This is a genomic window from Rhizobium sp. Root274 (assembly GCF_001429245.1).
Taxonomy (GTDB): Bacteria; Pseudomonadota; Alphaproteobacteria; order Rhizobiales; family Rhizobiaceae; genus Allorhizobium.
Window position 1 is genome coordinate 126,462 of record NZ_LMJE01000009.1, and the last position, 24,361, is coordinate 150,822.

28 protein-coding genes and 1 riboswitch are annotated in these 24,361 nt (G+C 60.7%); of the genes, 14 read left to right on the forward strand and 14 right to left on the reverse strand.

Going from position 1 to position 24,361, the window contains the following annotated elements:
- Nucleotides 1–13 precede the first annotated feature (13 nt).
- The 3 genes from ASE36_RS18270 to ASE36_RS18280 are packed head-to-tail and all read right to left on the reverse strand — an operon-like array spanning nt 14 to nt 1,324.
- Nucleotides 14–223 carry a hypothetical protein gene (locus ASE36_RS18270; protein WP_062283246.1) on the reverse strand — a complete coding sequence of 70 codons (210 nt, stop codon included), beginning with the start codon at nt 221–223 and terminating at the stop codon, nt 14–16.
- Entirely contained in the window at nt 220–645 is a 426-nt protein-coding gene (locus ASE36_RS18275) for a putative toxin-antitoxin system toxin component, PIN family (RefSeq protein WP_062283249.1), read from the reverse strand. The genes ASE36_RS18270 and ASE36_RS18275 overlap by 4 nt, the downstream gene beginning before the upstream one ends.
- A gap of 1 nt (nt 646) precedes the next feature.
- Nucleotides 647–1,324, reverse strand: a complete 678-nt coding sequence (locus tag ASE36_RS18280; protein ID WP_062283253.1) for an alpha/beta hydrolase — start codon at nt 1,322–1,324, stop codon at nt 647–649.
- 204 nt (nt 1,325–1,528) lie between these two features.
- On the opposite strand from ASE36_RS18280, the gene ASE36_RS18285 reads away from it, so the two are divergent.
- From ASE36_RS18285 to ASE36_RS18315, 7 genes are all read left to right on the forward strand, one after another.
- Nucleotides 1,529–2,695: a cysteine desulfurase family protein gene (locus ASE36_RS18285; protein ID WP_062283256.1), complete on the forward strand. Its 1,167-nt coding sequence runs from the start codon at nt 1,529–1,531 to the stop codon at nt 2,693–2,695.
- A 140-nt stretch (nt 2,696–2,835) separates the two neighbouring features.
- Nucleotides 2,836–4,305, forward strand: a complete 1,470-nt coding sequence (gene sufB, locus ASE36_RS18290; protein WP_062283259.1) for a Fe-S cluster assembly protein SufB — start codon at nt 2,836–2,838, stop codon at nt 4,303–4,305.
- A 15-nt stretch (nt 4,306–4,320) separates the two neighbouring features.
- Complete coding sequence (locus tag ASE36_RS18295; RefSeq protein WP_062283262.1) at nt 4,321–4,587, forward strand: hypothetical protein; 267 nt, start codon at nt 4,321–4,323, stop codon at nt 4,585–4,587.
- Nucleotides 4,588–4,640: 53 nt separating this feature from the next.
- On the forward strand, nt 4,641–5,396 hold the full coding sequence (gene sufC / locus ASE36_RS18300; RefSeq protein ID WP_062283266.1) for a Fe-S cluster assembly ATPase SufC: 756 nt from the start codon (nt 4,641–4,643) through the stop codon (nt 5,394–5,396).
- A gap of 29 nt (nt 5,397–5,425) precedes the next feature.
- On the forward strand, nt 5,426–6,703 hold the full coding sequence (gene sufD, locus ASE36_RS18305; RefSeq protein ID WP_062283269.1) for a Fe-S cluster assembly protein SufD: 1,278 nt from the start codon (nt 5,426–5,428) through the stop codon (nt 6,701–6,703).
- Nucleotides 6,696–7,940, forward strand: a complete 1,245-nt coding sequence (locus tag ASE36_RS18310; protein WP_062283273.1) for a cysteine desulfurase — start codon at nt 6,696–6,698, stop codon at nt 7,938–7,940. The genes sufD and ASE36_RS18310 overlap by 8 nt, the downstream gene beginning before the upstream one ends.
- 12 nt (nt 7,941–7,952) lie before the next feature.
- Entirely contained in the window at nt 7,953–8,327 is a 375-nt protein-coding gene (locus ASE36_RS18315; protein ID WP_054160022.1) for an SUF system Fe-S cluster assembly protein, read from the forward strand.
- Nucleotides 8,328–8,392: 65 nt separating this feature from the next.
- On the opposite strand, the gene ASE36_RS18320 is transcribed toward ASE36_RS18315, so the two are convergent.
- From ASE36_RS18320 to rutA, 5 genes are all read right to left on the reverse strand, one after another.
- Nucleotides 8,393–8,917 (reverse strand): flavin reductase, encoded by a 525-nt coding sequence (locus ASE36_RS18320; RefSeq protein WP_413813669.1) that lies wholly within the window; start codon nt 8,915–8,917, stop codon nt 8,393–8,395.
- Nucleotides 8,918–8,931: 14 nt separating this feature from the next.
- Nucleotides 8,932–9,717: a pyrimidine utilization protein D gene (gene rutD / locus ASE36_RS18325; RefSeq protein ID WP_062283279.1), complete on the reverse strand. Its 786-nt coding sequence runs from the start codon at nt 9,715–9,717 to the stop codon at nt 8,932–8,934.
- Between the two features lie 238 nt (nt 9,718–9,955).
- Nucleotides 9,956–10,345, reverse strand: a complete 390-nt coding sequence (rutC, locus tag ASE36_RS18330) for a pyrimidine utilization protein C (protein ID WP_062283282.1) — start codon at nt 10,343–10,345, stop codon at nt 9,956–9,958.
- A gap of 31 nt (nt 10,346–10,376) precedes the next feature.
- Nucleotides 10,377–11,123: a pyrimidine utilization protein B gene (rutB, locus tag ASE36_RS18335; protein WP_062283285.1), complete on the reverse strand. Its 747-nt coding sequence runs from the start codon at nt 11,121–11,123 to the stop codon at nt 10,377–10,379.
- Entirely contained in the window at nt 11,120–12,211 is a 1,092-nt protein-coding gene (gene rutA / locus ASE36_RS18340) for a pyrimidine utilization protein A (protein ID WP_062283289.1), read from the reverse strand. Before rutA ends, rutB begins: the two co-directional genes overlap by 4 nt.
- 445 nt (nt 12,212–12,656) lie before the next feature.
- Here rutA and sufA point away from each other — a divergent pair, with 445 nt between their 5' ends.
- Nucleotides 12,657–13,043 carry a Fe-S cluster assembly scaffold SufA gene (sufA, locus tag ASE36_RS18345; RefSeq protein WP_062283292.1) on the forward strand — a complete coding sequence of 129 codons (387 nt, stop codon included), beginning with the start codon at nt 12,657–12,659 and terminating at the stop codon, nt 13,041–13,043.
- Nucleotides 13,044–13,251: 208 nt separating this feature from the next.
- Complete coding sequence (locus ASE36_RS18350) at nt 13,252–13,938, forward strand: hypothetical protein (protein WP_062283295.1); 687 nt, start codon at nt 13,252–13,254, stop codon at nt 13,936–13,938.
- A gap of 173 nt (nt 13,939–14,111) precedes the next feature.
- Here the strand turns inward: ASE36_RS18350 and ASE36_RS18355 are convergent, their stop codons facing one another.
- The 5 genes from ASE36_RS18355 to gcvT form a co-directional block, all read right to left on the reverse strand.
- Entirely contained in the window at nt 14,112–14,438 is a 327-nt protein-coding gene (locus ASE36_RS18355; protein WP_062283297.1) for a flagellar basal body protein, read from the reverse strand.
- Between the two features lie 205 nt (nt 14,439–14,643).
- Entirely contained in the window at nt 14,644–14,970 is a 327-nt protein-coding gene (locus ASE36_RS18360; protein WP_062283300.1) for a DUF1236 domain-containing protein, read from the reverse strand.
- A 134-nt stretch (nt 14,971–15,104) separates the two neighbouring features.
- Nucleotides 15,105–17,963 (reverse strand): aminomethyl-transferring glycine dehydrogenase, encoded by a 2,859-nt coding sequence (gene gcvP / locus ASE36_RS18365; RefSeq protein ID WP_062283303.1) that lies wholly within the window; start codon nt 17,961–17,963, stop codon nt 15,105–15,107.
- Nucleotides 17,963–18,325 carry a glycine cleavage system protein GcvH gene (gene gcvH / locus ASE36_RS18370; RefSeq protein WP_062283307.1) on the reverse strand — a complete coding sequence of 121 codons (363 nt, stop codon included), beginning with the start codon at nt 18,323–18,325 and terminating at the stop codon, nt 17,963–17,965. Before gcvH ends, gcvP begins: the two co-directional genes overlap by 1 nt.
- 19 nt (nt 18,326–18,344) lie before the next feature.
- A complete protein-coding gene (gene gcvT / locus ASE36_RS18375) occupies nt 18,345–19,484 on the reverse strand; it encodes a glycine cleavage system aminomethyltransferase GcvT (RefSeq protein ID WP_062283311.1) in 1,140 nt (379 codons plus the stop codon).
- A gap of 148 nt (nt 19,485–19,632) precedes the next feature.
- A riboswitch (glycine riboswitch) is annotated at nt 19,633–19,720 on the reverse strand.
- A gap of 184 nt (nt 19,721–19,904) precedes the next feature.
- Here gcvT and ASE36_RS18380 point away from each other — a divergent pair.
- Nucleotides 19,905–20,276 carry a hypothetical protein gene (locus tag ASE36_RS18380; protein ID WP_156378712.1) on the forward strand — a complete coding sequence of 124 codons (372 nt, stop codon included), beginning with the start codon at nt 19,905–19,907 and terminating at the stop codon, nt 20,274–20,276.
- A 68-nt stretch (nt 20,277–20,344) separates the two neighbouring features.
- Nucleotides 20,345–21,379 carry a copper chaperone PCu(A)C gene (locus ASE36_RS18385; protein WP_062283317.1) on the forward strand — a complete coding sequence of 345 codons (1,035 nt, stop codon included), beginning with the start codon at nt 20,345–20,347 and terminating at the stop codon, nt 21,377–21,379.
- A 78-nt stretch (nt 21,380–21,457) separates the two neighbouring features.
- On the opposite strand, the gene ASE36_RS18390 is transcribed toward ASE36_RS18385, so the two are convergent.
- On the reverse strand, nt 21,458–21,733 hold the full coding sequence (locus ASE36_RS18390; protein ID WP_062283319.1) for a hypothetical protein: 276 nt from the start codon (nt 21,731–21,733) through the stop codon (nt 21,458–21,460).
- A 205-nt stretch (nt 21,734–21,938) separates the two neighbouring features.
- On the opposite strand from ASE36_RS18390, the gene ASE36_RS18395 reads away from it, so the two are divergent.
- The 3 genes from ASE36_RS18395 (at nt 21,939) to ASE36_RS18405 (ending at nt 24,254) form a co-directional block, all read left to right on the forward strand.
- Nucleotides 21,939–22,475, forward strand: a complete 537-nt coding sequence (locus ASE36_RS18395; RefSeq protein WP_062283322.1) for a flavodoxin domain-containing protein — start codon at nt 21,939–21,941, stop codon at nt 22,473–22,475.
- Between the two features lie 139 nt (nt 22,476–22,614).
- Complete coding sequence (locus tag ASE36_RS18400; protein ID WP_062283325.1) at nt 22,615–23,604, forward strand: RluA family pseudouridine synthase; 990 nt, start codon at nt 22,615–22,617, stop codon at nt 23,602–23,604.
- Nucleotides 23,601–24,254, forward strand: coding sequence for an HAD-IA family hydrolase (locus ASE36_RS18405; RefSeq protein WP_062283328.1), 654 nt, complete (start codon nt 23,601–23,603; stop codon nt 24,252–24,254). The genes ASE36_RS18400 and ASE36_RS18405 overlap by 4 nt, the downstream gene beginning before the upstream one ends.
- The last annotated feature ends 107 nt before the right edge of the window (nt 24,255–24,361 follow it).

Here is a 24,361-nt window from a genome sequence, read left to right on the forward strand (position 1 = left end):
AACATAGCGCGAGCTATTCTCGTCGAAGCATCGCTAAAACTGCATCGACTTTGTCTTTGCCGATTTCGGCGCGCTGCATGAACTTTTTACGCACTTCGTCCTGTTCAACAATGTTCTTGGTCACCTCGACGAAGAAATCGTTGAGCGTCAGACCATTTTCCTGAGCAACACTTTTGATTTGTGTATCCAGCGGCTCTGGCAGCGTGATGGTGATTGATTTCACAGCGTGAGTTCCCTGACCAGTCGTGCCGGCTCGATGACCTCGACACGATCAAATCTCAAATCGCTACCAGAAAAATCCCTGGTGTTGCTGGTCACAAGATAGCGCGCATTTGCGGCAATCGCCAGTTCGATGAGGTGATTGTCGCCCTCGTGGCGGAGATTCGGACGCCAGCGGTAGTGAATGTCGACAAGAGTACAGCGGGAGAAAAATGCATCCAGCAGATCATTGCGCTGATGGAGATCAAACCGCGCACGCTGGAAGGGCGTCGTGCGGTTGATGACGTCTTCGTATTCCAGATAATGCGCCAAACTCAGCATGGGTGCGAGCATGTCTGTCAGGCACGCCTCAATCACCTTCGAGGCTGGACCCTGACCGATACAAGCGCTGACGAGAACGTTTGTATCGGCCACGATCCGGATCATCTTACCGGATCCGCTTGGCGGCCGGTTCGGGAACCAGTTCGCCTTCGAGGCGACGGTCGAGATAGTCTTCGCATTCGCCCATCAGTGTTTCCACCTGGCCGTTGAAGAAGTGGTTGGCGCCGGGCACGGTCTTGTGGGTGATCAGGATGCCCTTCTGCGTCTTCAGCTTGTCTACCAGACCCTGGACATCCTTCTCTGGAGCCACCTTGTCGCCGTCGCCATGAATGATCAGGCCGGAGGACGGGCAGGGCGCGAGGAAGGAGAAGTCGTAGATGTTCGGCTGCGGCGCGATCGACATGAAGCCTTCGATCTCCGGGCGGCGCATCAGAAGCTGCATGCCGATCCAGGCACCGAAGGAATAGCCGGCGACCCAGCAGCTCTTCGAATCCGGATGCAGGCTCTGTACCCAGTCGAGCGCCGATGCGGCATCCGACAGCTCGCCGGCACCATGGTCGAATTCGCCCTGGCTGCGGCCGATGCCGCGGAAGTTGAAGCGCAGCGTCGTGAAGCCGCGCTTCTGGAACATGTAGAACAGCTGGTAGACGATCTGGTTGTTCATCGTGCCGCCGAACTGCGGATGCGGATGAAGAATGATCGCGATGGGTGCGCTCTTTTCCTTGGAGGGCTGATAACGGCCTTCGAGACGACCTGCGGGGCCGTTGAAAATCACTTCGGGCATTAGGTTTCGGTCCCTGACATTTTTGCGGTTCGTCAACACCAAATTAGAAAGCTGACTTGACGAAGTCAGTCAGCTTTTCTAGAACGAAGTTTAGAACCGTTCGAAACTGGATGACACTGCATCCGGGGTGAAGGTGTCATAAGGCAAGCCCGGCGGAAATTTCAAGGAAAATGCGCCGGGGGGAACGAGAGGTCTGCCGCAGGGATGGCGATGGGACGCATCTATCTCGACTGGAACGCCACGGCGCCGCTTCTCGGTGCTGCGCGCGATGCCGTCCTGGATGCACTTTCTCTTCCCGGCAACCCGTCTTCCGTTCATGCTGAAGGACGTGCGGCGCGCGTCCTCGGCGAAAAGGCACGGCGGGAGGTGGCGGGCCTGCTCGGCGCCGAACCGGCCCATGTGACCTTCACCGGCAGCGCCACGGAAGCGGCGAACCATGTCTTGTCTCCGGCCTATCGCATGGGCAAGGCGAAGATCGCCGTCGGCCATCTCTATGTCTCGGCGATCGAGCATCCGGCGGTTCGCAATGGCGGTCGTTTTGCGCCAGAGCAGATAACGGAAATCCCGGTGACGCGTCAGGGGCTCCTCGATCTTGAGGCGCTGGCTGATCTGCTCGCTGCCCACGATGCCGCTTCCGGCATGCCGCTTGTCGCCATCATGCTGGTCAACAACGAAACCGGCCTGATCCAGCCGATCCGGGACGCTGCAGCCATCGTAAAGAAGCATGGTGGTCTGCTGGTCGTGGATGCGGTTCAGGCGGCCGGCCGCATTCCGGCGTCGATCGCTGATCTCGGTGCGGACTTCCTGATCGTGTCGGCGCACAAGCTGGGCGGTCCGAAAGGCGTCGGCGCGCTCGTCTCGCGCGGCGAAACGCTGATGCCGGAGCCGCTCATCCGCGGCGGCGGTCAGGAAAAGGGGCATCGGGCAGGTACTGAAAACCTCGCGGCCATTGCAGGCTTCGGGGCTGCGGCACGTGTCATGAGCGAAGAGGTGGAGAGCCGAAACGCTGCCATCGCTGGACTGCGGGACCGCGCGGAAGCGGCCATGCTCAGGATCGCGCCGGAAACGGTCATCTACGGACGCGGTCTCGACCGTGTCAGCAATACGAGCTTCTTCCGCCTTCCGGGCCTGAAGGCGGAAACGGGTCAGATCGCCTTCGATCTCGAAGGTGTCGCGCTCTCTGCGGGGGCTGCCTGTTCATCGGGCAAGGTAGGTGCTAGCCATGTGTTGACCGCCATGGGCGAGGATGCGGCACATGGCGCGCTGAGGCTGTCGCTCGGGCCCGCGACGACCGAGGCCGATATAGACCGTTTCATCGCGGTCTTCGACAAGATTGCATCACGCCGCAAGGTCGCCGGACAGGCAGCCTAAGCGCAGGAAAACTCGACGAGGATGCTTTTTTCCCTTGCCAAGAGGGGTGAAATGCTGGCTCGGAAACCTTAAGTATGGCGGGTCACCGCCCAACGTTAACAAGCTGCCGGAATTTGGCCCGGCAAGATTGGAGAACGACCATGGCTGCTGTGCAGGAAACGATCGATCAGGTCCGCCAGATCGATGTGGATCAGTACAAGTATGGTTTTGAAACCACCATCGAAGTCGATAAGGCCCCCAAGGGCCTGTCCGAAGACATCGTTCGCTTCATTTCGGCAAAGAAGAACGAGCCGGAATGGATGCTGGAATGGCGCCTTGACGCCTACAAGCGCTGGCTGACGATGGAGGAGCCCACCTGGGCTCGCGTCGACTATCCGAAGATCGACTTCAACGACATCTATTATTATTCGGCACCGAAAACGGCTGCCGGACCGAAGTCGCTGGATGAAGTCGATCCCGAGCTGCTAAAGGTCTATGAAAAGCTCGGCATTCCTTTGAAAGAGCAGGAAATGCTGGCGGGCGTGCAGTCCTCGAAGATCGCCGTCGATGCCGTCTTCGATTCGGTCTCGGTCGTCACGACCTTCAAGGCTGAGCTGATGAAGGCCGGTGTGATCTTCATGTCGATCTCGGAAGCGATCCGCGAATATCCGGACCTCGTGAAGAAATATCTCGGCTCGGTCGTGCCCGTTACCGACAACTATTATGCGACGCTGAATTGCGCGGTCTTCACCGACGGCTCTTTCGTCTACATCCCGAAGGGCGTTCGCTGCCCGATGGAGCTCAGCACCTATTTCCGCATCAACGAGAAGAACACCGGCCAGTTCGAGCGCACGCTGATCGTCGCTGAAGAAGGCGCCTACGTCTCCTATCTCGAAGGCTGCACGGCACCGCAGCGCGACGAGAACCAGCTGCATGCAGCGGTGGTCGAACTCGTGGCGCTCGATGACGCCGAAATCAAGTATTCCACCGTCCAGAACTGGTATCCCGGCGACAAGGACGGCAAGGGCGGCATTTACAACTTCGTCACCAAGCGTGGCGATTGCCGTGGCGACCGCTCCAAGATCTCCTGGACCCAGGTCGAAACCGGTTCGGCGATCACCTGGAAATACCCGTCCTGCATCCTGCGCGGTGACGACAGCCAGGGCGAGTTCTACTCGATCGCCGTCTCCAACGGCCATCAGCAGGTCGACAGCGGCACCAAGATGATCCATCTCGGCAAGAACACCAAGAGCCGGATCATCTCCAAGGGCATTTCGGCCGGTGTGTCGCAGAACACCTATCGCGGCCAGGTCTCAATGCATCGCAAGGCGGAAAATGCCCGCAACTTTACCAATTGCGATTCGCTCCTGATCGGCGACACCTGCGGCGCGCATACGGTGCCTTACATCGAGGTGAAGAACTCGACGGCCAAGGTGGAACACGAGGCGACGACCTCGAAGATCTCCGAAGACCAGAAGTTCTACGCCATGCAGCGTGGCATCCCGGAAGAAGAGGCGATCGCGCTGATCGTCAACGGCTTCGTCCGCGACGTCATCCAGCAGCTGCCGATGGAATTTGCGGTTGAAGCGCAGAAGCTGATCAACATCTCGTTGGAGGGAAGCGTTGGCTAGCAGAGAGGTCGCACGATGATTCAGAAGTTCTTCACCTTCGTTTTTGCGGCGGCAGGTGTGGTTCTTGGACTGATGATCATTGGTGGCATTCTGTTGGCTCTTGCCGGAGGAATAACGGGCGCAGGGGCGATAAGGGACACCGGCGCAAGTATGATTGCGATTGGAACCTTGTCCGTGGTCTTCATCTTGGTCTCCGGCATTGGCGACATCGGAACGCTTATTACGCCAGGCAACCCTTCGAATACCAGAAAACTAAATGGCTCGTCGGAAGACGAGAAATAGAAAACGACGAACAGAGCCTCTGATGTTTGAGGCAAACAGAGATTGAGATTGTCATGCTTGAAATCAGAAACCTCCATGCCCGCATCGCCGAAGACGGCACTGAAATCATCAAGGGTCTGAACCTGACCGTGAGGGCCGGCGAAGTGGCTGCCATCATGGGTCCGAATGGTTCCGGCAAGTCGACGCTGTCCTACATCCTGTCGGGCCGCGAAGACTATGAAGTCACCGAAGGTGACATCCTCTACAACGGCGAGAGCATTCTCGAACTCGACCCGGCCGAGCGCGCGGCGAAGGGCATCTTCCTCGCCTTTCAGTATCCGGTCGAAATTCCCGGTGTTGCCACCATGCAGTTCTTGAAGGTCGCAATGAACTCGCAGCGTAAGGCGCGCGGCGAAGCCGAACTGACGACGCCCGACTTCATCCGCCGCGTCAAGGAAGCCTCGGCTGAGCTGAAGATCAACCCTGACATGCTGAAGCGTCCGCTGAATGTTGGCTTCTCCGGCGGCGAGAAGAAGCGCGCCGAGATCCTGCAGATGGCACTGCTTGAGCCGAAGCTCTGCATTCTTGACGAAACCGATTCCGGCCTCGACATCGACGCGCTGAAGATCGTCGCTGATGGCGTCAACGCGCTCAAGCGTCCGGACCGCGCCACCGTGGTCATCACCCATTACCAGCGCCTGCTCGACTACATCGTGCCGGACAGCGTGCACGTTCTCTACAAGGGCCAGATCATCAAGTCGGGTGACAAGAGCCTGGCACTGGAACTCGAAGCCAACGGTTATGCCGACATCACCGGTCAGGCCGCCTGAGGGCTCTCAAGTTTAAAGGAGTTGCACCGATGACATTGCAAGCGGCGAACCGGCTGACCGAAGCCGAGACCCAGATCATCGACGCCTATACCCACCAGATCGGCAGCCTGCCCGGCGATGGCGCCGTGCTGCAGAAGCGCGACGGCCTGTTCGACGTGCTGAAGCGCCAGGGCCTGCCGACGCGCCGTGTCGAGACCTTCCACTACACGGATCTGAAGGCGCTTCTGCGCGCACTGCCGGCCGATGAGCCGCAGGCGGTGGCCCAGGCGGTCAATCCGCTGGTGGCAGGCGCGACCATGTTGAAAGTGCTTCAGGGCGTAGCCCAGGCGCCGTCAGCGCTGCCGGAAGGCCTGACTGTTTCGCTGTATCGCGACGCACTCTCCGATGGCGCAGCTGCCGACGGCCTGACGGCATTCAACAACGACGACACGATCGGTCGTCTGAATGGCGCCTTCGTGCGCGACGGCTTTACGCTGGATGTCGGCGCAGACGCCGAGATCGAACGTCCGATCGAGCTGCAGTCAGTCCATGCGGCCGGCCAGCTTCACCTGCGTTTCCCCGCAAACTTCGGCAAGGGTGCGAAGGCAACAGTCATCGAGCGCCATATCGGGCAGAGCGGTTCGGCAGCACTGGCAACAGTGGTTGCCGACCTGAAGCTCGGCGAGGGCGCCGAAATTACCTGGATCATTCTCCAGGGTGAAGGCGACGCTGACACCCATCTCGGCCAGATTCGCGCCGAACTCGGCACGGACGCCAAGTTCCGCCTCTTCGTCATCAATGCCGGCGGCAAGCTGGTGCGCCAGGAAGTGCATGTGAAGACGGTGGGCGAAGGCTCCGATTTCACGCTCCGCGCCGTCAATCTGCTCGGCGGTGACACCCACACCGACGTCACCATGACGCTTGGCCATGATGTGCCGAACACGACCTCGACGGAAGTCATCCGCAACGTCGTCTTCGACCGTGCCAAGGGTGTTTTCCAGGGCATGATCCGGGTTGCCCCGGATGCCCAGAAGACCGATGCGCGCATGGCTTGCAACACGCTGCTGATGTCGGACGATGCCGAGTTCTCGGTGAAGCCCGAGTTGGAAATCTTCGCTGACGACGTGCAATGCGCCCACGGCGCGACGGTCGCTGACATTCACAAGAGCCATCTCTACTACCTGATGTCGCGCGGCATTCCGGAAAAGAAGGCGCGTGCGCTTCTGGTCAACGGCTTTGTCGCCGAGATCGTCGAGGAACTGGAAGACGAGGCCCTCGTCGAAGCGCTGGAAGAGATCATCACCGACTGGCTGGAGCATCATGGCTGACACGATCGCGGCACGGACAGGTTACGACGTCGAGACTGTGCGCCGGGATTTCCCGATTCTGTCGCGCGAGGTCTATGGCAAACCGCTGGTCTATCTCGACAATGCCGCCTCGGCGCAGAAGCCGAAGCAGGTAATCGACGCAATCGGCCACGCTTATTCGAACGAATATGCGAATGTGCATCGTGGCCTGCATTTCCTCTCCAATGCCGCGACGGACGCCTATGAAGCAGCGCGCGAAAAGGTGCGCCGCTTTCTCAACGCCCCCTCGATTGACGAAGTGATCTTCACAAAATCCTCGACCGAAGCGATCAACACGGTCGCCTATGGCTGGGGCATGAAGCATATCGGTGAGGGCGATGAGATCGTGCTCTCTATCATGGAGCACCACTCCAACATCGTGCCCTGGCATTTTTTGCGAGAGCGCAGGGGCGCCAAGCTGGTCTGGGCACCGGTCACCGATGACGGTGCCTTCGACATGGAGGCCTTCAAGGCTTGCCTGACCGAACGCACCAAGCTGATCGCCATCACCCATATGTCGAACGCCCTTGGCACGGTCGTGCCGATCAAGGAAGTCTGCCGCATCGCCCATGAGCGCGGCATCGCCGTCATGGTCGATGGGAGCCAGGGCGCGGTCCACCTGCCGGTCGACGTACAGGATCTCGGCTGCGACTGGTATGCGGTGACCGGCCACAAGCTCTATGGCCCCTCGGGCATTGGCGTGCTCTGGGGCAAGATGGATCGCCTGAGGGATATGGACCCCTTCATGGGCGGCGGTGAGATGATCATCGAGGTCACCGAGGATCGCGTGACTTATAACGAGCCACCGCATCGCTTCGAGGCCGGAACGCCGCCGATCGTCCAGGCCATCGGTCTCGGTTACGCGCTCGACTATATGGAAAGCCTCGGCCGCGAGGCGATTGCCGCCCATGAGGAGAGCCTGCGCGCCTATGCGCATGAGCGGCTTTCGGCGATCAATTCGCTGCGGATCATCGGCAATGCGCCGGGCAAGGGGGCGATTTTCTCCTTCGAACTCGCCGGCATCCATGCCCATGACGTCTCCACCATGATCGATCGTCGCGGCGTGGCCGTTCGCGCCGGCACCCACTGCGCACAGCCACTGCTCGCCCGTTTCGGCGTGACCTCTACTTGCCGGGCGTCGTTTGGCCTCTATAACACACGGGAAGAAGTCGACGCGCTGGCGGACGCGCTGGATTACGCCCGCAGCTTCTTCGCCTGAGGAATGAACATCATGAGTGATACCGAAACCAAGCCAGACGTCCGCGAAGGCATCATCAACACGGCGATCCCGCCGGAGGAAGTGGCGCGCCTGTCGGATGATATCGTCGCGGCGCTGAAGACCGTCTATGACCCGGAAATCCCGGCCGACATCTTCGAACTCGGGCTGATCTACAAGATCGACATTGAGGACGACCGGACGGTGAAGATCGTCATGACCCTGACCGCCCCGGGTTGCCCTGTCGCCGGCGAAATGCCGGGCTGGGTCGAGAACGCCGTTGGCTCGGTGGAAGGCGTCTCGGGCGTCGAGGTCGAGATGAGCTTTGATCCGCCGTGGACGCCGGACCGGATGTCCGAAGAGGCGCAGGTCGCCGTCGGCTGGTACTGAGAGAATTAGGCAATTAACGAAACGGCCCGCATCGCGCGGGCCGTTTTGCGTTCGGGCACAGCCATTTAGACGGTGCGATAGCCTCGGTCGAAATAGACCAGCGCCTGGCCGTCCTCGCGGGTGGTGACGTCGAGAACCTCGCAGAACAGCACGTCATGGGTGCTGCCGTCATGCACTTCCGTGATCCGGCATTCGAAGGAGACGAGGGCGTCTGCGAGGCGCGGCGTGCCGCTATCTGTTGTCTCCCAAGTGGCGGAGGCGAAGCGTTCCTCGACCGGCGTCTTGCCGCCGAAAAGCCGGCTGACAGGCTCGTGCTCTGCCGAGAGTGCGTTGACCGAAACGAAGCCGTTGGCTCTGACGGCGGGATAGGCGGAAGACCCTTTGTTGAGGCAGACCAGCAGGGTCGGCGGATTGTCCGAAACGCTGGTGACGGCCGTTGCCGCAAAGCCGGCACGACCGCCGGGGCCGTCGGTGGTGACGATGGTGACTGCTGCGGCAAGCCGAGCCATGCCATTGCGATAGGCCGCACTCTTCTCCGGCGAGACGCTGTCCGGTGTAGAGGCAACGGGGGCGATGGTCTTCGTGGCCAGCATGGCAGGTCCTTTCACGCGCGTTCGATGCCCGACAGGAAGTCGAGGACCGCGCTGTTGAATGTTTGCGGATAGGTGACGTTGACGGCATGTCCACCGGCGACGGTGAGCACAAGATTTGCGTTCGCCATGCCCTCGGCGAGGCGCAGGGAACGGGAATAGGGGACGAGCAGGTCGTCGCGGGTGGCGACGACAAGCGTTGGCGTCTGGATCTCGCCGAGGCGGTCGTCGACATCGAAGGCACGCAGTGCCGCAATCCGGCGCAGGATGTTGTCGCGCCCCTGGAAATGGGCGAGCGCATGGGCCTCTTCCGCAGCCATCTTTTCTGGGTTTTCTGCCATGTAGATAGCCGGATAGAGGAAGAGCGGCTGTGCCTTGACGAAGGCCTCGACACCGGCGTTTTCCAGAAGCGCGATGCGCACGTCGAAGCAACGTCCGGAATGCGGATCGGCCTTGCTCCAGGCATTGATCAGCACGAGGCTCTCGATCAGTTTCGGCCGACGGATCGCCAGATCCAGCCCGATCAGACCGCCCAGCGCATGGCCCATGAAGTGGAATTTCTTGAGCTTCAGCGTTTCGACGATCTCCAGCACGTCGTCAGCCATGGCCGAAATGCCGCCAACCTCGGGCACTGCGCCGCCGGTCTTGCCGCAGCCGCGATGGTCATAAGTGATGACGCGGAAGCATTGTGACAGGGCAGGTATCTGCGGTGCCCAATAGCCGCCCGAACCTCCGAGGCCTGACGAGAGCAGGATGGTCGGCGCATCGGGCGAGGTGAGGCCGTGGATGTCGTAATGCATGCGTGTTTGCTTTCCGCGTTCTTGCCGTTGCTACCCCCCTCTGTCCTGCCGGACATCTCCCCCTCAAGGGGGGGGGTCGAAGAGCATAAGCGTAATGCCGTCATCTGATGTCGCGTTGGGGAAGCGATGAGCACGGTGCCCTAAAGAGGAGTGCCGAGATCAGCGCCCAGCCGTTCTCCCCCTTGTGGGGGAGATGGCCGGCAGGCCAGAGGGTTACCCACGATCTGGCCCTTGAGCATCACTTCTTCCCGATATGTGCAACCGTCGCGATCTCGACCAGCGCGTCCGGCTTCACCAGCCCGCACTGCACGCAGTAGCGTGCCGGCTTGTCGCCGGGGAAATATTCGGCATAGACCTTGTTGACGGCCTGATAGTTGGCCCAGTCGGTGACGAAGATGTGGTTCATGGTGACGTCGTCCATCGTGCCGCCGGCGGTCTCGATCACCGACTTGATGGTTTCGAGTACATGGCGCGTCTGGGCGACTGCGTCGCCGACATGCACGACGTCGTTGTTCTTGTCGAAGGGAAGGGTCCCTGAGACATAGAGCACGCCATCGGCAAGGGCGCCGGGCGAATAGGGGGCGATCGGCTTCTGGGTGCCTTCCGGAACGACAATGGTCTTTGGCATTCTTACTCTCTCCTGGATTGGATGGTGATGATCATTCGGCCGCGTCGGCAGGCGCTGCCCGTCCGATCGCACCGCAGAAGTCGTTGACGGTCGCCACCCAGCCGAAGAATTTTTCGACATTGTAGACGGTCGCCTGCTGGATGAAGTCGGGGCCGAGGTGATGGGTCGCGTCCTCGAGCATGACGCCGAAATATTCGAGGTGGAAGGCATCGCGCAGCGAGCTTTCGACGCAGACATTGGTGGCAATGCCGACGAAGACGAGGTTGCGGATGCCGCGGGCGCGTAGCACCGAGTCCATATTGGTGTTGAAGAAGCCGGAATAGCGGCTCTTCGGTACCAGGATATCGCCGGGCTTCGGCTGCAATTCGTCGACGATCGCATAGTCCCAGGTGCCCTTGGCGAGCAGCTTGCCCTGAAGCTCGGGCCGTTTGCGCATGGTTTTCAGCGCATTCGACTTGTGCCAGTTGGGCGAACCGGGGCCGCCGGCCTCGACATAGTCAGGATCCCAGCCGTTCTGGAAATAGACGACCAGAACTCCCGCTTCGCGCGCCGCATCTAGCGTCTTCTTGATGTTCGATATCGTACCCTTGGCGCCCGAGATGTCGAAGCCAGCGAGATCGACGTAACCGCCTTCCGTCGAATAGGCATTCTGCATGTCGACCACGACGACGGCTGTTTCCGACGGCTTCAGCGTGATCGGCTCGGGACGGGCCGGCAGCGTGACACTCTTCGTCAGTTCCGGGCGTGGCTGATAGCCTGCAACAACGGCCTCGCTCATTCGGCGGCCTCCAGCATCTGGTTGACATGGGAGCGGCTCTTCATCAGCGGCTGGACGAACTTGCCGAACTTCTCGATGCCTTCGAGGAAGTCGTCGAAGGTCAGCATCACGCCGCCGGTGCCGGGTACTTCGCTCATCTCGTCCAGCATGGCGGCGACCTCCGCATAGGAGCCGATCAGCGTGCCCATGTTGATGTTGACGGCCGAGACCGGGTTCGCCATGTGCCGCACATTGGTGTCGGAGCCGGATTTCGTATCAACGGCACTCTGCAGGCCGAGCCACTTGATGGCTTCCTCGTCAGCACCTGCCTTGTAGTGCTCCCACTTGGCAAAGGCTTCTTCGGTGGTTTCTTCGGCGATCACCATGGTCAGTACAAAGGAGCGGACGTCGCGGCCGGTCTTCTCGGTGGCCGCAAGCAGGCGTTCATTGGTCGGCGCGAATGCCTTGGGCGTATTGACGCCGACGCCGAAGCAGAAGCTGTAATCGGCGAACTTCGCGGAGAAATCCATGCCGGCATTGGACGAGCCTGCGCAGATCAGCTTGACGTCACCCTCGGGGATCGGCTTCATCCGGCAATCATCCATCTGGAAATGTTTGCCCTTGAGATCCGACTGGCCCGTCGTCAGCAGGTCTTTCAGGACGGTCGTGTATTCGCTGAGATATTCGTAGCGGTCGGAGAAATAGTCGTCACCGGGCCAGAGACCCATCTGGCTGTATTCCGGGCGCTGCCAGCCGGTGACCAGGTTGACGCCGAAGCGCCCGCCGGAGATCGAATCGATCGTGGTGGCCATGCGCGCCACGATGGCTGGCGGCATGATGAGGGTAGCGGCCGTGCCGAAGAGCTTGATCTTCGAGGTGACGGCGGCAAGGCCGGCCATTAGCGTGAAGCTTTCCAGGTTATAGTCCCAGAACTCCGTCTTGCCGCCGAAACCGCGCAGCTTGATCATCGAAAGCGCAAAATCGAAGCCGTATTCTTCGGCCTTGAGCGCGATCGCCTTGTTCAGCTCGAAGGTCGGTTTGTATTGCGGGGCATTCTCCGACAACAGCCAGCCATTGTTGCCGATCGGGATAAAGACGCCGATTTCCATATCTGTTCTCCGCTTCTGGAGGTGCTGAACGCACCGTTCTTGTGTCACAGGATATGAAGCAAATGGCGTGCCAATCGAAAAAAGGATGAGAAGACAGTGGGTTGTGCCAGGCCTCCAAAATTAATTTACCGAATGGTCAAAAAATGGAACGAAATCTGTGAGATCTGCCGCAGTTTGCATCCGATCAGCAGCGAGCCTGCGTCATTTTTGATCCTGTTCAATCGGCAGAGGCGATGAAGATCCCTCTCAACCGTCTGACAAACATCAAGTTTTAGGAGCGGGTGACGCTGCCCACGGATTGATCATCGTCAGGCGTCATCAAGCCGGTTTCGACCATCCGTCACGTGTCCTGCCACGCCTAAGCTATTGAACCAAAGGGGCGCGTCCCTTACATTGCATCGAGAAACGCCGGACCTTGAACCCGGTCGTTGTGGAGACAGTGCCGATGGGCTTTCAGGTGATGACGCTGAGTGATGCGGCTGCCGCGCGCGTCAAGGCGATCGTGGAAAATTCCGGCCCGGATGCCAAGGGCGTCCGCGTCGGCATCAAGAAGGGCGGCTGTGCCGGGATGGAGTACACCATCGATCTGGTGACCGAGCCCAATCCCAAAGACGATCACATCCAGCGCGACGGCGCCAGTGTCTGGATCGATCCGGCGGCGGTTCTCTATCTGCTCGGTACCGAAATGGGCTTCGAGACGACCACCCTGCGTTCTGGCTTCACCTTCCACAATCCGAACCAGACCTCGGCCTGCGGCTGCGGCGAATCGGTGGAACTGAAGGCGGCTGATCTGGCGGAGCTTGCCCGTCAGCGCGAAACAGCCTCCGCCTGATATCTGTGCTTGTGGCTGCGTTCAAGGGTCAGCCCGTGCGTGTGCTGAAGCGCTCTAAGGGCTTGAGATACTGAACCTTAATTGGTGGTATCGACGAACCAAGAGCTCCGGCTTTGACTTTGCCCTAGTGCCTTGGTCATGGTCTCGTGGCCAGCGGATGAAGGGGATCGGCTGGCCTGTCGAAAGACCCCTGGGGACCACCACACGCATGCGCAAGATACTTTCGGCGTCGATGATCGCCGCACAGTTGACATTTGCCTATCTCGCAATTCCGACCTACGGCCACGCGGCCGGTCACTCCCACAAGATGCGCTCGGCACATTTCATCGTGACCGCGCTGGAGAAGAAGGGCCTGAAGGTCCTCGACAGCCGGCGCAAGGCGCAGGTCTATTTCCTCCACGTTTCGGACGAGCCCGGCAACGAGGCGATCCTGGCCGTCGATGGTTACAGCGCCGAAATTATTGGTCTCACCATCGTGAAGCTCGCGCCGGGCGTGACCGCCACGGCCGCCGGCACCAAGGGCAAACACTTCGTCGATCTCACCTATGTCTATGGCTATGTCATCGCGATGAGCGTCTATGAGAGCTATACCGAGATCACCACGGAAGAGCTGTCCGTCACCGAGGAATACTCTGAAGTCTCCTATGAGGAGACAGAGGAAGTGACCTACGAAGAGGTCGAGGATACCGCTGAATCCGATCTCGATGAGGGAACGGCTGAAGACGCCGAAGGCGACGAGATGGCCGACTCCAACAACGATGAGGTCGACGAGGGCGATGACGGCGCTGATGATGGCGCCGATGATGCAGGCGACGATGGCGCGGACGACGGCGGAGCGGACGATGGTGGAGCCGATGACGGCGGCTCTGATGACGGTGGTGACGACGAAGGCTGACACACGGGTAAGGGCAGGGTCCGGCTTCTGTCCGTTCCGACCAGCTTCTGCCATTTTGACCGACTTAGCAGCCGGGCCGCTCCGAGTATAGGCTTGCCAACCTCCCGCTTCCGCTGGCGGCGGCAGGCGTTGCGTTGATGGCGATCGCCGCGCCGCTTGCACGGATCGTGTGATCAGTCGCGCTTGATGCTCATCAGAACGTCCCACATGTCGGCGCCGGTTTCCCACGCGCTGGCATTGGCTTTGAAACCGATCTCGCTTTCGATCAGCGACAAGGATTCCTGCGCAAGGTCGACATTCGATCCCTCGTCTGAGGTGTCCGCGCCAGAAGGCGAGACTGATGCCGAAACGCCGCCGCTCTCTTCGCTAGAGAACCGCGTTTCAAGCCGGTCGTATCGCGGTGTCATGGCATTGGCGACATTGTTGGCTGTGGCAGCCATCCGCGTCTGCTGGGCCTGCATGCCTGACAGCGATATGTTCATGGCGGCGGAAAGACTCATGGCCCGGATATCCTGCGTTTCTCAAGCTAGGAGCCGGACTGTACGCTGTGCCCATTAGGAAAACCTGAAGAGCCCTGGTTCACGAAGTCTTGTCGTTAAATTCGCAAATGACCTGTTTCGACACAGGTGTTGGATCCGGTTTTGCCAAGGCACGAAAAAACCCGGCGCATTGCGCCGGGTTCTGAAATAAGTGGGGTGATCGAGATCAGTCGATGATCTGGATGATCTGGCGCGTCTGCGGGTCGACGATCACGCGACGATCATTGACGACCGTATAGGAATAGTTCTCGTAACCATCGACCGGATAGAGTTCGACCGGATCGTCGATCACGCGACCGATGAGGACGTCGCCTTCATACGGCACCGAGCGCACTTCGCGCTGCATGACATAGGTTTCGACCGGTGCCGGAACGACGATGGTCGACTGCGTTGCGACCGGGGCCTGCTGAATGATGACAGTGTCCTGCGCATTGGCCGACGCCGCGAGCGTCATCAGGGCCGCTGCACCAGCGAGGATGAGAGTATTGCGCATGTCTGTTCTCCTGTGTTGAGCAGCAGAAGAACGGTCGGCGGGTCATTCCGTTCCATCACGTCGCTTGTCGATCTGTCACGACAAATGAAGAACGCCGCCTCAAGGGCGGCGTTCCTGTGGCAATACTGAGGCTTTTACTCTGCCGCCTCGGCATAAGCCTCCATCGGAGGGCAGGTGCAGACGAGATTCCGGTCGCCATAGACATTGTCGACACGGTTGACCGACGACCAGTACTTGTCCACTCGGAAGGCGCCGGGCGGATAGCAGGCCTGTTCGCGGCTATAGGGACGTGTCCATTCTCCAACGAGGTCTTCCACCGTGTGCGGTGCGTTCTTCAGCGGATTGTCGGCCTTGTCCATCCGACCTTCCTCGATGTCACGGGCTTCCTCGCGGATCGCCAGCATGGCCTCGCAGAAGCGGTCGATTTCCGCCTTGGTTTCCGATTCCGTCGGCTCGATCATCAGCGTGCCAGCAACCGGCCAGCTCATGGTTGGCGCATGGAAACCGCAGTCGATCAGGCGCTTGGCGACGTCATCGACGGTCACGCCGGCAGACGCCTGCAGCGGCCGGGTGTCGATGATGCATTCATGCGCGACGCGACCCGAGGCTGAGGTATAGAGGACGTCATAGGCGCCCTTTAGACGCGCCGCGATGTAGTTGGCGTTGAGGATCGCGACCTTCGTAGCCTGCGTCAGACCTTCGCCACCCATCATCAGGCAATAGGACCAGCTGATCGGCAGGATCGACGGCGAACCGTAGGGACCGGCCGAGACTGCACCCGGGCGACCGTCGGTGACGACATGACCCGGCAGGTAGGGCGCGAGATGCGCCTTGACGCCGATCGGTCCCATGCCCGGACCACCGCCGCCATGCGGGATGCAGAAGGTCTTGTGCAGATTGAGGTGGGAGACGTCAGAGCCGATGTCGCCGGGACGGGAGACGCCGACCATGGCGTTCATGTTGGCCCCGTCGAGATAGACCTGGCCACTGAACTGATGGGTGATCTCGCAGATCTCGCGCACCGTCTCCTCGAACACGCCGTGCGTGGAAGGATAGGTGATCATGCAGCAGGAGAGATTGTCTGCATGCTGTTCCGCCTTGGCGCGGAAGTCCTCGAGGTCGACGTCGCCGTTTTCCTTCGACCTGACCGGCACGACCGTCATGCCGACCATCTGGGCAGACGCCGGATTGGTGCCATGCGCAGATGTCGGGATCAGGCAGACGGTGCGATGGGCATCACCCCGTGCAAGGTGATAGGCGCGGATCGTCAGAAGCCCCGCATATTCCCCTTGAGCGCCCGAATTCGGCTGCATCGAGATCGCGTCGTAGCCGGTGACGGCGCAGAGCTTTTCCGAGAGATCGTCGATCATCTCCTTGTAGCCGAGCGCCTGATCGGCTGGCACGAAGGGATGGATGTCGGAGAATTCCGGCCAGGTGATCGGCAGCATTTCCGCTGTCGCGTTCAGCTTCATCGTGCAGGAGCCGAGCGGGATCATCGCCCGGTCGAGCGCGAGGTCGCGGTCGGAAAGCCGGCGGATGTAGCGGGTCATCTCGCTTTCCGCGCGGTTCATGTGGAAGATCGGATGCGTCAGGTAATCACTACTGCGCAAGAGATCCTTGGGCAGACGGTAATCGGCCTCGAACTCCGAAACTGTGAACTTGCCGCCGAAAGCGCGCCAGACGGCTTCAAGGGTCGCCGGACGGGTGCGCTCGTCCAGCGCGATGCCGACCTTGGTTTCGCCCACCTTCCGCAGGTTCACACCTTCCGCGACAGCCGCCCGCAGGACGAGGCCCTGCATGTGGCCGACCTCGACAGTGATCGTGTCGAAGAAGGTTTCCGGTTCGATCGTATAGCCGAGCTTTTCCAGCCCTTTAGCCAGCAGCACCGTCTTGCGGTGCACCTGCTGGGCAATCGCCTTCAACCCTTGAGGACCATGGAAGACGGCATACATCGAGGCCATGACGGCGAGCAGCACCTGCGCGGTGCAGATGTTCGACGTCGCCTTTTCGCGGCGGATATGCTGTTCGCGGGTCTGCAGCGAGAGGCGATAGGCGCGGTTGCCGCGGGCATCGACGGAGACGCCGACCAGACGGCCAGGCATGGAGCGCTTGATCGCGTCCTTGACCGCCATATAGGCCGCATGCGGGCCGCCATACCCCATCGGCACGCCAAAGCGCTGGGTGGAGCCGATAGCGATATCTGCACCCATTTCGCCGGGTGATTTGAGCAGTAGCAGAGCAAGGATGTCGGCGGCGACGGCGGCGAGCGCACCGGTCTGGTGCAGCCGGGCAATCAGGCCGGAGAAATCGCGCACATGCCCATGTGTGCCCGGATACTGGAAGATGGCGCCGAAGACTTCGGTCGGATCGAGATCGGTGAAGGGGTCACCGACAGTAACGGTCCAGCCGAGCGGTTCCGCGCGTGTCTGGATGACGGCGATGGTCTGTGGGTGGCAGTCCTTGTCGACGAAAAAGCCGGTGGCCTTAGTCTTGGCGCTGCGCTGGCACAGCGCCATGGCTTCGGCGGCAGCAGTGGCTTCATCGAGCAGCGAAGCATTCGCCACGTCGAGACCGGTGAGATCCGTCACCATGGTCTGGAAGTTGAGGAGCGCCTCGAGACGGCCCTGGCTGATTTCCGGCTGGTAGGGTGTGTAGGCCGTGTACCAGGCCGGGTTTTCCAGGATGTTGCGCTGGATGACCGGCGGCGTGATGGTGCCGTAATAGCCCTGGCCGATCAGCGAGGTCAGCACCTTGTTCTTGTTCGCCGTCTCGCGCAGCTTGTCGAGCGCCTCGCGCTCGGTCATGGCGGCCCCCCATGTGAGCGGCACCTTCTGGCGGATCGAACCGGGGACGGTGGCGTCAATCAGCTCGTCCAGCGAGTGATAACCGATCACCTTCAGCATCTCGGTCATTTCGGCCGGCGAGGGGCCGATATGACGCCGATTGGCGAAGTCGTAAGGATCGTAATCCGTGAACTGGAATTCCGTTGTCATTACGCAATCAGCTCCTTGTAGGCAGCCTCGTCGAGCAGCGCGTCGGCGTCAGCGGGATTGGCGAGCTTCAGCTTGAAGAACCAGGCAGCGCCTTCCGGATCGGAATTGACCAGCGACGGATCGTCGACGATCGCCTGGTTGATCTCGACCACTTCACCATCGAGCGGGCAGTAGACGTCGGAGGCTGCCTTGACGCTCTCGACGGTCGCGGCGGTGCCATCCTTCTTGAAGCTTGAACCTTCGTCCGGCAGTTCGACGAAGACGAGATCGCCGAGCTGGCCGGCGGCATGCGTGGTGATGCCGACGGTTGCGACATCGCCTTCGATCTTCAGCCATTCGTGTTCAGCGGTGAATTTCAGCATGGTTCTCTCCGGAGATTTTTCAGCGTTTGTAGGTGGGGGTAACGAAAGGAAGCGCGGTGACGGTGAGGGGGAGATATTTGCCACGTACCTCCGCAAAGACTTGGGTGCCGGGCTCGGCCAAGGCCGTCGGCACATAACCCATGGCAATTGGGCCCTCGGCGCTCGGGCCAAAGCCGCCGGAGGAGACGTGACCGATCTCGGTCTTGCCTTCTGCATCGGCAAACAGCTTGGCTGGCGGACGCACAGGGGCCTTACCCTCGGGCTTCAAACCGACGCGGCGGCGGGAGGTGCCATTGTCAAGTTCGCGGAGGATGCGAGCCGCACCCGGAAATCCGCCTTCGCGAGCGCCGCCCGAGCGGCGGACCTTCTGGATTCCCCATTCGATCGAGGCTTCGACGGGAGACGTGGTCGTGTCGATGTCGTTGCCGTAGAGGCAAAGGCCCGCCTCAAGACGCAGCGAATCGCGGGCGCCAAGTCCGATCGGTTGACAGTCGGGTTGGTCGAGCAGCGCCTTGGCGAGTTCGGTGGCACGGTCTGCGGGGACCGAGATCTCATAGCCGTCTTCGCCGGAATAACCTGTACGGGAGACGAGGGCATGGATGTCGCTGAGGGTAAACTCGCGCACATCCATGAACTTCATCGATGCGACGTCACCATTGAGTGCCGACAAGACCGCTTCCGCTTTCGGTCCCTGCAGCGCGAGAAGCGCCCGGTCGTCATGCACGAGAACCTCAACACCATCGGGAAGATTCGCCCGCAGATGCGCAATATCGGCATCCTTGCAGCCGGCATTGACCACGACCAGCAGGCGTTCGCCGAGCCGCGAAATCATCAGGTCATCGAGGATGCCGCCATTGTCGTCGGTGAAGAAACCGTAGCGCTGGCGCCCATCCTTCAGGCCGAGGATATCGACGGGAACCAGCGTTTCCAGCGCCTTGGCGGCGTCCTCATACGCGCCGGAGGTGGCAACCAGCTCGACTTGGCCCATGTGGGAAACGTCGAACAGGCCGGCGGCGGCACGGGTATGCAGATGCTCCTTCAACACGCCGGCCGGATACTGTACCGGCATGTCGTAACCGGCAAAGGGCACCATCTTGGCGCCGAGCGACACATGAAAATCGTAAAGGGGGGTGCGTTTCAGTTGGGTCTGATCGTCCAAGACGTCGCCTCCGGGTTTCGCGCTAGCGCGCTTGCTCAAGTCTGGGCACGGTTGTGCCGGTTCATGAGCCCCCTCTGTCCTTGTGCCTGAGATTGTTATCCCTTCGGCTTGGTCCGCTTTGGAAACGGGCCTCTCTCCAGAGTGCAGTCGACGCCTTGTGGTCCTTTTGCCTGAGAGTTTCCGGGGCGGTTGCTCCTTCGGCTCCGGATTGAACCGGTTTCTCCCAACAAGGTCATGTCGGCATTATCCGCCGACATGGGGGCTTGGCAAGAGGCCGCGTCGCTTGCGAGCAAATATTTGTCGCATGGCCTAGCTGTTTGCGCTGGCGCAAATCCCAAGGCGAAGATCGTTTCCCGCGTCATCTCGCCGCTTGGCTTGGACCATGCATCGAGATAAAGCAGGGATCGAACGGGGAAGACGATGAGACAGACGCTCACGACACGGATGATGATCCTGCGCATTTTCTGCGCCATGGTCTTCCTGTCGGTCGGCTTTGCCCATCGCACTCCGGCAGCCATTGCGACGGATGTGCTCTCGGTCGCTTACAGCCTGCCCGACGGCACATTCGCCGATCTCTGCATCGCCGACCAGGGACAGAAACACGCAAACGCCTCCGGCGACTGTGAAGCCTGCCGCCTTGCGGGAGCTGTTGTTCTACCGCCCCCGGCAGATCAGGCCGGGCTCCTTAGCACCTTTGCCAGCCTCGGCAAGATCACGCCGCCGGAACCGCTCGTCCGCTCCGCCTACCCGCTCGACCGTCCGCGCCTGCGCGGGCCACCACTCTCCGCCTGATTGTTCGAACGAGTTTAAACGAATCGACATCGCCGCAGGTCGTGAACGCCGCGGTACGGAGAATGACCATGAACACCCGATTGATTGTTGCCACCAGCCTCGTCGCCCTTGCCTCGACCGGCTCGGCCTTTGCCCATGCCACCTTTGCCAACGGACCGGTGGCGATCGGCTCCTATGTTGCCGCCACCTTGCAGGTCCCGCATGGCTGCGATGGCAAGGCGACCAACGAAGTCCGCATCAAGCTGCCCGAAGGCTTCATCGCCGCCAAGCCCATGGTTAAGCCCGGCTGGGAGATCGAGGTGATCCAGGGGGATTACCAGAAGAGCTATGACAATCACGGCAAGGACGTGAAGTCCGGCCCGGTTGAAATCCGCTTCAAGAATGGCGACCTGCCGGACGAGTTTTACGACACCTTCACCGTCTACGGAAAGATTGCCGCCGGTGATCCGGCCACAGGCCTTGCATTCCCGACCGTGCAGCTCTGCGGTACTGACGGCAAGGTCTCGTGGGAAGAGATTCCGGCTGCTGGCCAGAACCCCCATGACCTGAAAGAGCCTGCGCCGGTGCTGCAATTGGTGGAAGCAGCAGCAGATGCCCATTCCGGGCACTCAGCCCATGGAGATCAGGTGGCTGCCGGGCATGCAGGCCATGCTGGTCACGACGCCCATGCCGGGCATGGGGATCATATGGCAGCCATGGATCCGGGCGGTTTCGAAGCTGTAACCGTCGGCGATCTCGAATTGACGGCGGGCTTCACCAAGGCCATGCTGCCGGGACAGCCTGTCGGTGGCGGCTTCGTCACCATCACGAACAAGGGCAGCGCAGACGACAGGCTCGTTTCCGCGACATCGGACCGCGCCGGCGAGGTGCAGCTGCATGAGATGGTCATGCAGGGCGACGTCATGAAGATGCGCCAGTTGCCGGACGGCGTTCCCGTTCCGGCCGGTCAAACCGTTGAACTCACGCCCGGCGGCCTGCACATGATGTTCTTCAAGGTGGCGCGCCCCTTCCAAGAAGGCCAGACGGTGAAGGTCACGCTGACCTTCGAGAAGGCCGGCAAGGTTGACGTGGTGCTGCCCGTCGGTCCGGCCAAGGCCAAGTGATCCAAAGAATACAGTCTGAAATAACAAAAACCGCGGCCGGCAACGGTCGCGGTTTTTTGCATTCAGGATGTTATGGGGTCAGGCGACCGAGTTCTTGTAAGCCTCGATCGTATCCTTGAGCGTCGCCTGCTCCAGACGCTGTTGGCTTGACGTCAGGAAATAGAGCGCGAGAGCCGGGGGTTGCACGACGCTCACCAGGGCCCGCAGACGCAGGTCGTCGCCTCGCGCCGCCTTTTCGGCCAGAACCCGGGTATGGTCCTCGACATAGGACGAGCGCGACACCCGCTGCGGCGGCTTGATCGGCTCCATCGCATAAGCGGCTGTATTGGCAGAGACTGTGACAACCTGTGTCATGGGCGTGTTCCGCAGTTACATAATGACATTAGAATAAACCACGGGTATCTATGCATCTTTAAGTCGAATAAGAAAATTTGAATAAAGCTTTAGGGAAGGGGATTCTGATGGGTAGAGGTGCCAGTCAGGTACCTTTGCGGCAGATCAAGGCGTCCTCGGGAGGGGCTGGTAATGTCCGGTTAGTCCCCTCTCAAAGGAGCAAGCCATGATCATTCTTGTCGGATATGCCACCGTGGAAGGCCAGTCGCGCAGGATCGCCGAAACGATAGCGGCGGACATTGAGGCGGCCGGAGACCGGGCTCTGCTGTTCGACATCGGCCTTGGCGGCGAATATGCCGTCGGCCATCCCGAAGCCGCGATCCTCTGCGCGCCGATCCATGCGGCACGATATCCAGCCTCCTTCGTCGCTTTCGTTCGTCAGGAGGCATCGTGGCTGAACAGCGTGCCGTCTGCCTTCGTCTCGGTCACGTTGCTGATCCGCAGTGAACTGGAGGAGGAACGTGAAGAGGCACGGCACTTCCCAGGCGGCCTGCTGTCCGAGACCGGCTGGGCACCCGGTCTGGTGCACCACGCAGCCGGCGCGCTGCGCTACAGCGAATATGATTTCTTCAAGCGCTGGATGATGAAACGACTGGCCGGGCAGGAGAACGCCCCGACCGACGTCAGCCGTGACCACGAATTCACCGACTGGGAAGCACTCGCCGCTTTCGTCGAGGACTTCCGTGTAGCGGCAAAGACCTGAGGCTTTCTTTTGCACGGCTACCACCGGGCTGGAGCCGGTTCTCAGGCGCCAGTTTCATTTCTGCTTTCCCTTCCGCGCCGAAATCAACTAAAGGCTCCGGACAAAGGGCTCTGCCCGCTTGCAGAATGAAAGAACCCAGATGGCTGGCATCGAACATATTACCGTGGAGGCAGACGAGGCCGGCATGCGCCTCGACCGCTGGTTCAAGATCCATTATCCGGGTCTCGGCTTCGGCGCCCTGCAGAAACTGCTGCGCTCCGGCCAGGTTCGCGTCGATGGTGGCCGCGTCAAGACGGACGCGCGCGTGCAGCCCGGCCAGGTCGTGCGTATTCCGCCGATGGAAGTCGACGCCAAGAAGACCGGACCGATGTCCAGCCACGACCTGAAGCATGGTGATGACCATGAACTTCTGTCGCGCATGCTGCTGCACGAGGACGAAAAGGTCTTCGTTCTGAACAAGCCGGCCGGCCTTGCCGTCCAAGGGGGCTCCGGCCTCAACCGCCATATCGATCAGATGCTCGAAGCCTGGACCAGCAAGAAGGGCGAGAAGCCGCGTCTGGTCCACCGCCTCGACCGTGACACATCGGGCGTGCTCGTCGTTGCCCGCACGCGTGGTGCCGCCCAGAAGCTGACGGCCGCCTTCCGCGAGCGCGACACCAAGAAGATCTACTGGTCTCTGGTGAAGGGCGTCCCGCGCAAACACGAGGACAAGATCTCAACCTGGCTGACCAAGGACCAGACCGACGAGGGCGACCGCATGCGGGTCTGCAAGCATGGCGAGGAGGGCGCCGACCACGCGGTGACCTATTACCGTGTCGTCGACACCGCCGCCCAGAACCTCGCCTGGCTTGAGATGGAGCCCTATACGGGCCGCACCCATCAGTTGCGCGTCCATGCACTCCATATCGGCCATCCGATCATCGGTGACCCCAAATATTTCATCGACGACCACAATTGGGATTTTCCCGGCGGCATCCAGAAGCGCCTGCATCTGCATGCGCGCTTCATCGACCTGCCGCATCCCAATGGTGGTCGCCTGAAGGTGACTGCTCCTCTCTCGCCCCACATGGTGCAGAGCTGGAACCTGCTCGGCTTCGATCAGCGGGATGGTGACAGGGACGCCGAATGAAGCTTGTCCTCTTCGATTGCGACGGCACGCTGGTCGATAGTGCGGGGCTGATCCACGAGGTCATGCGCCATACCTTCCGCGACTTCAAGAAGCCCGAACCGGCCTTCGCCACCACCAAGTCGATCATCGGCCTGACCCTCGACATCGCGATTGCCCGCATGGACGGCAAGCCGCATGCCGATGACGAGGCGGTCGCCATGGCCGCACATTATAAGGCGATCTTTGCAGAGGTGCGCCGCACCTCCGGTTTCGGTGAAACCATGTTCGAGGGCATTCGCGGAGTGCTGGACGCCCTGATCGCCCGCGACGATGTGTGGCTTGGCGCCGTCACAGGCAAATCACGCCGGGGTCTGGAAATGATTCTTGAAGGGCATGGACTAAAACCCCATTTCCTCTTCTGCCGCACAGCGGACGACTGCCCGTCAAAGCCGCATCCGGCGATGGTCAGCGAATGCTGCGACGAAGCCGGTATCGCAACCAGCGAAACCATCGTTATCGGCGACGCTGTCTATGACATGCAGATGGCGAAAGCCGCAGGTGCGACCGCCATCGGTGTCGCCTGGGGTTATGCGGCCATCGACGATCTCTGGAGGGCAGGGGCCGATGCTGTGGTTGAGCGGCCGGCCGATCTTCTGGCCTATATTCACTAGAGCATTTTCGGCGAAAACATAATCGCTATCAATGCTCTACCTCTTTGTTTTTACGCAATTCCGGCCACAAAACGGCTTCGCGCTTTTGCTGGAATTGCTCTAGGAGC

Coding starts and splice junctions, on each gene's coding strand:
- gcvH (WP_062283307.1), bottom strand. CDS start 18,325: ATGCTGAAATTCACCGCTGAACACGAATGGCTGAAGATCGAAGGCGAT.
- ASE36_RS18385 (WP_062283317.1), top strand. CDS start 20,345: ATGAACACCCGATTGATTGTTGCCACCAGCCTCGTCGCCCTTGCCTCG.
- ASE36_RS18355 (WP_062283297.1), bottom strand. CDS start 14,438: ATGAGTCTTTCCGCCGCCATGAACATATCGCTGTCAGGCATGCAGGCC.
- ASE36_RS18285 (WP_062283256.1), top strand. CDS start 1,529: ATGGCGATGGGACGCATCTATCTCGACTGGAACGCCACGGCGCCGCTT.
- ASE36_RS18275 (WP_062283249.1), bottom strand. CDS start 645: ATGATCCGGATCGTGGCCGATACAAACGTTCTCGTCAGCGCTTGTATC.
- ASE36_RS18310 (WP_062283273.1), top strand. CDS start 6,696: ATGGCTGACACGATCGCGGCACGGACAGGTTACGACGTCGAGACTGTG.
- ASE36_RS18315 (WP_054160022.1), top strand. CDS start 7,953: ATGAGTGATACCGAAACCAAGCCAGACGTCCGCGAAGGCATCATCAAC.
- rutA (WP_062283289.1), bottom strand. CDS start 12,211: ATGGAAATCGGCGTCTTTATCCCGATCGGCAACAATGGCTGGCTGTTG.
- ASE36_RS18400 (WP_062283325.1), top strand. CDS start 22,615: ATGGCTGGCATCGAACATATTACCGTGGAGGCAGACGAGGCCGGCATG.
- ASE36_RS18390 (WP_062283319.1), bottom strand. CDS start 21,733: ATGACACAGGTTGTCACAGTCTCTGCCAATACAGCCGCTTATGCGATG.
- sufC (WP_062283266.1), top strand. CDS start 4,641: ATGCTTGAAATCAGAAACCTCCATGCCCGCATCGCCGAAGACGGCACT.
- gcvP (WP_062283303.1), bottom strand. CDS start 17,963: ATGACAACGGAATTCCAGTTCACGGATTACGATCCTTACGACTTCGCC.
- ASE36_RS18350 (WP_062283295.1), top strand. CDS start 13,252: ATGCGCAAGATACTTTCGGCGTCGATGATCGCCGCACAGTTGACATTT.
- sufB (WP_062283259.1), top strand. CDS start 2,836: ATGGCTGCTGTGCAGGAAACGATCGATCAGGTCCGCCAGATCGATGTG.
- sufA (WP_062283292.1), top strand. CDS start 12,657: ATGGGCTTTCAGGTGATGACGCTGAGTGATGCGGCTGCCGCGCGCGTC.
- ASE36_RS18395 (WP_062283322.1), top strand. CDS start 21,939: ATGATCATTCTTGTCGGATATGCCACCGTGGAAGGCCAGTCGCGCAGG.
- ASE36_RS18295 (WP_062283262.1), top strand. CDS start 4,321: ATGATTCAGAAGTTCTTCACCTTCGTTTTTGCGGCGGCAGGTGTGGTT.
- rutD (WP_062283279.1), bottom strand. CDS start 9,717: ATGCATTACGACATCCACGGCCTCACCTCGCCCGATGCGCCGACCATC.
- ASE36_RS18405 (WP_062283328.1), top strand. CDS start 23,601: ATGAAGCTTGTCCTCTTCGATTGCGACGGCACGCTGGTCGATAGTGCG.
- ASE36_RS18360 (WP_062283300.1), bottom strand. CDS start 14,970: ATGCGCAATACTCTCATCCTCGCTGGTGCAGCGGCCCTGATGACGCTC.
- ASE36_RS18280 (WP_062283253.1), bottom strand. CDS start 1,324: ATGCCCGAAGTGATTTTCAACGGCCCCGCAGGTCGTCTCGAAGGCCGT.
- rutC (WP_062283282.1), bottom strand. CDS start 10,345: ATGCCAAAGACCATTGTCGTTCCGGAAGGCACCCAGAAGCCGATCGCC.
- rutB (WP_062283285.1), bottom strand. CDS start 11,123: ATGAGCGAGGCCGTTGTTGCAGGCTATCAGCCACGCCCGGAACTGACG.
- sufD (WP_062283269.1), top strand. CDS start 5,426: ATGACATTGCAAGCGGCGAACCGGCTGACCGAAGCCGAGACCCAGATC.
- ASE36_RS18380 (WP_156378712.1), top strand. CDS start 19,905: ATGAGACAGACGCTCACGACACGGATGATGATCCTGCGCATTTTCTGC.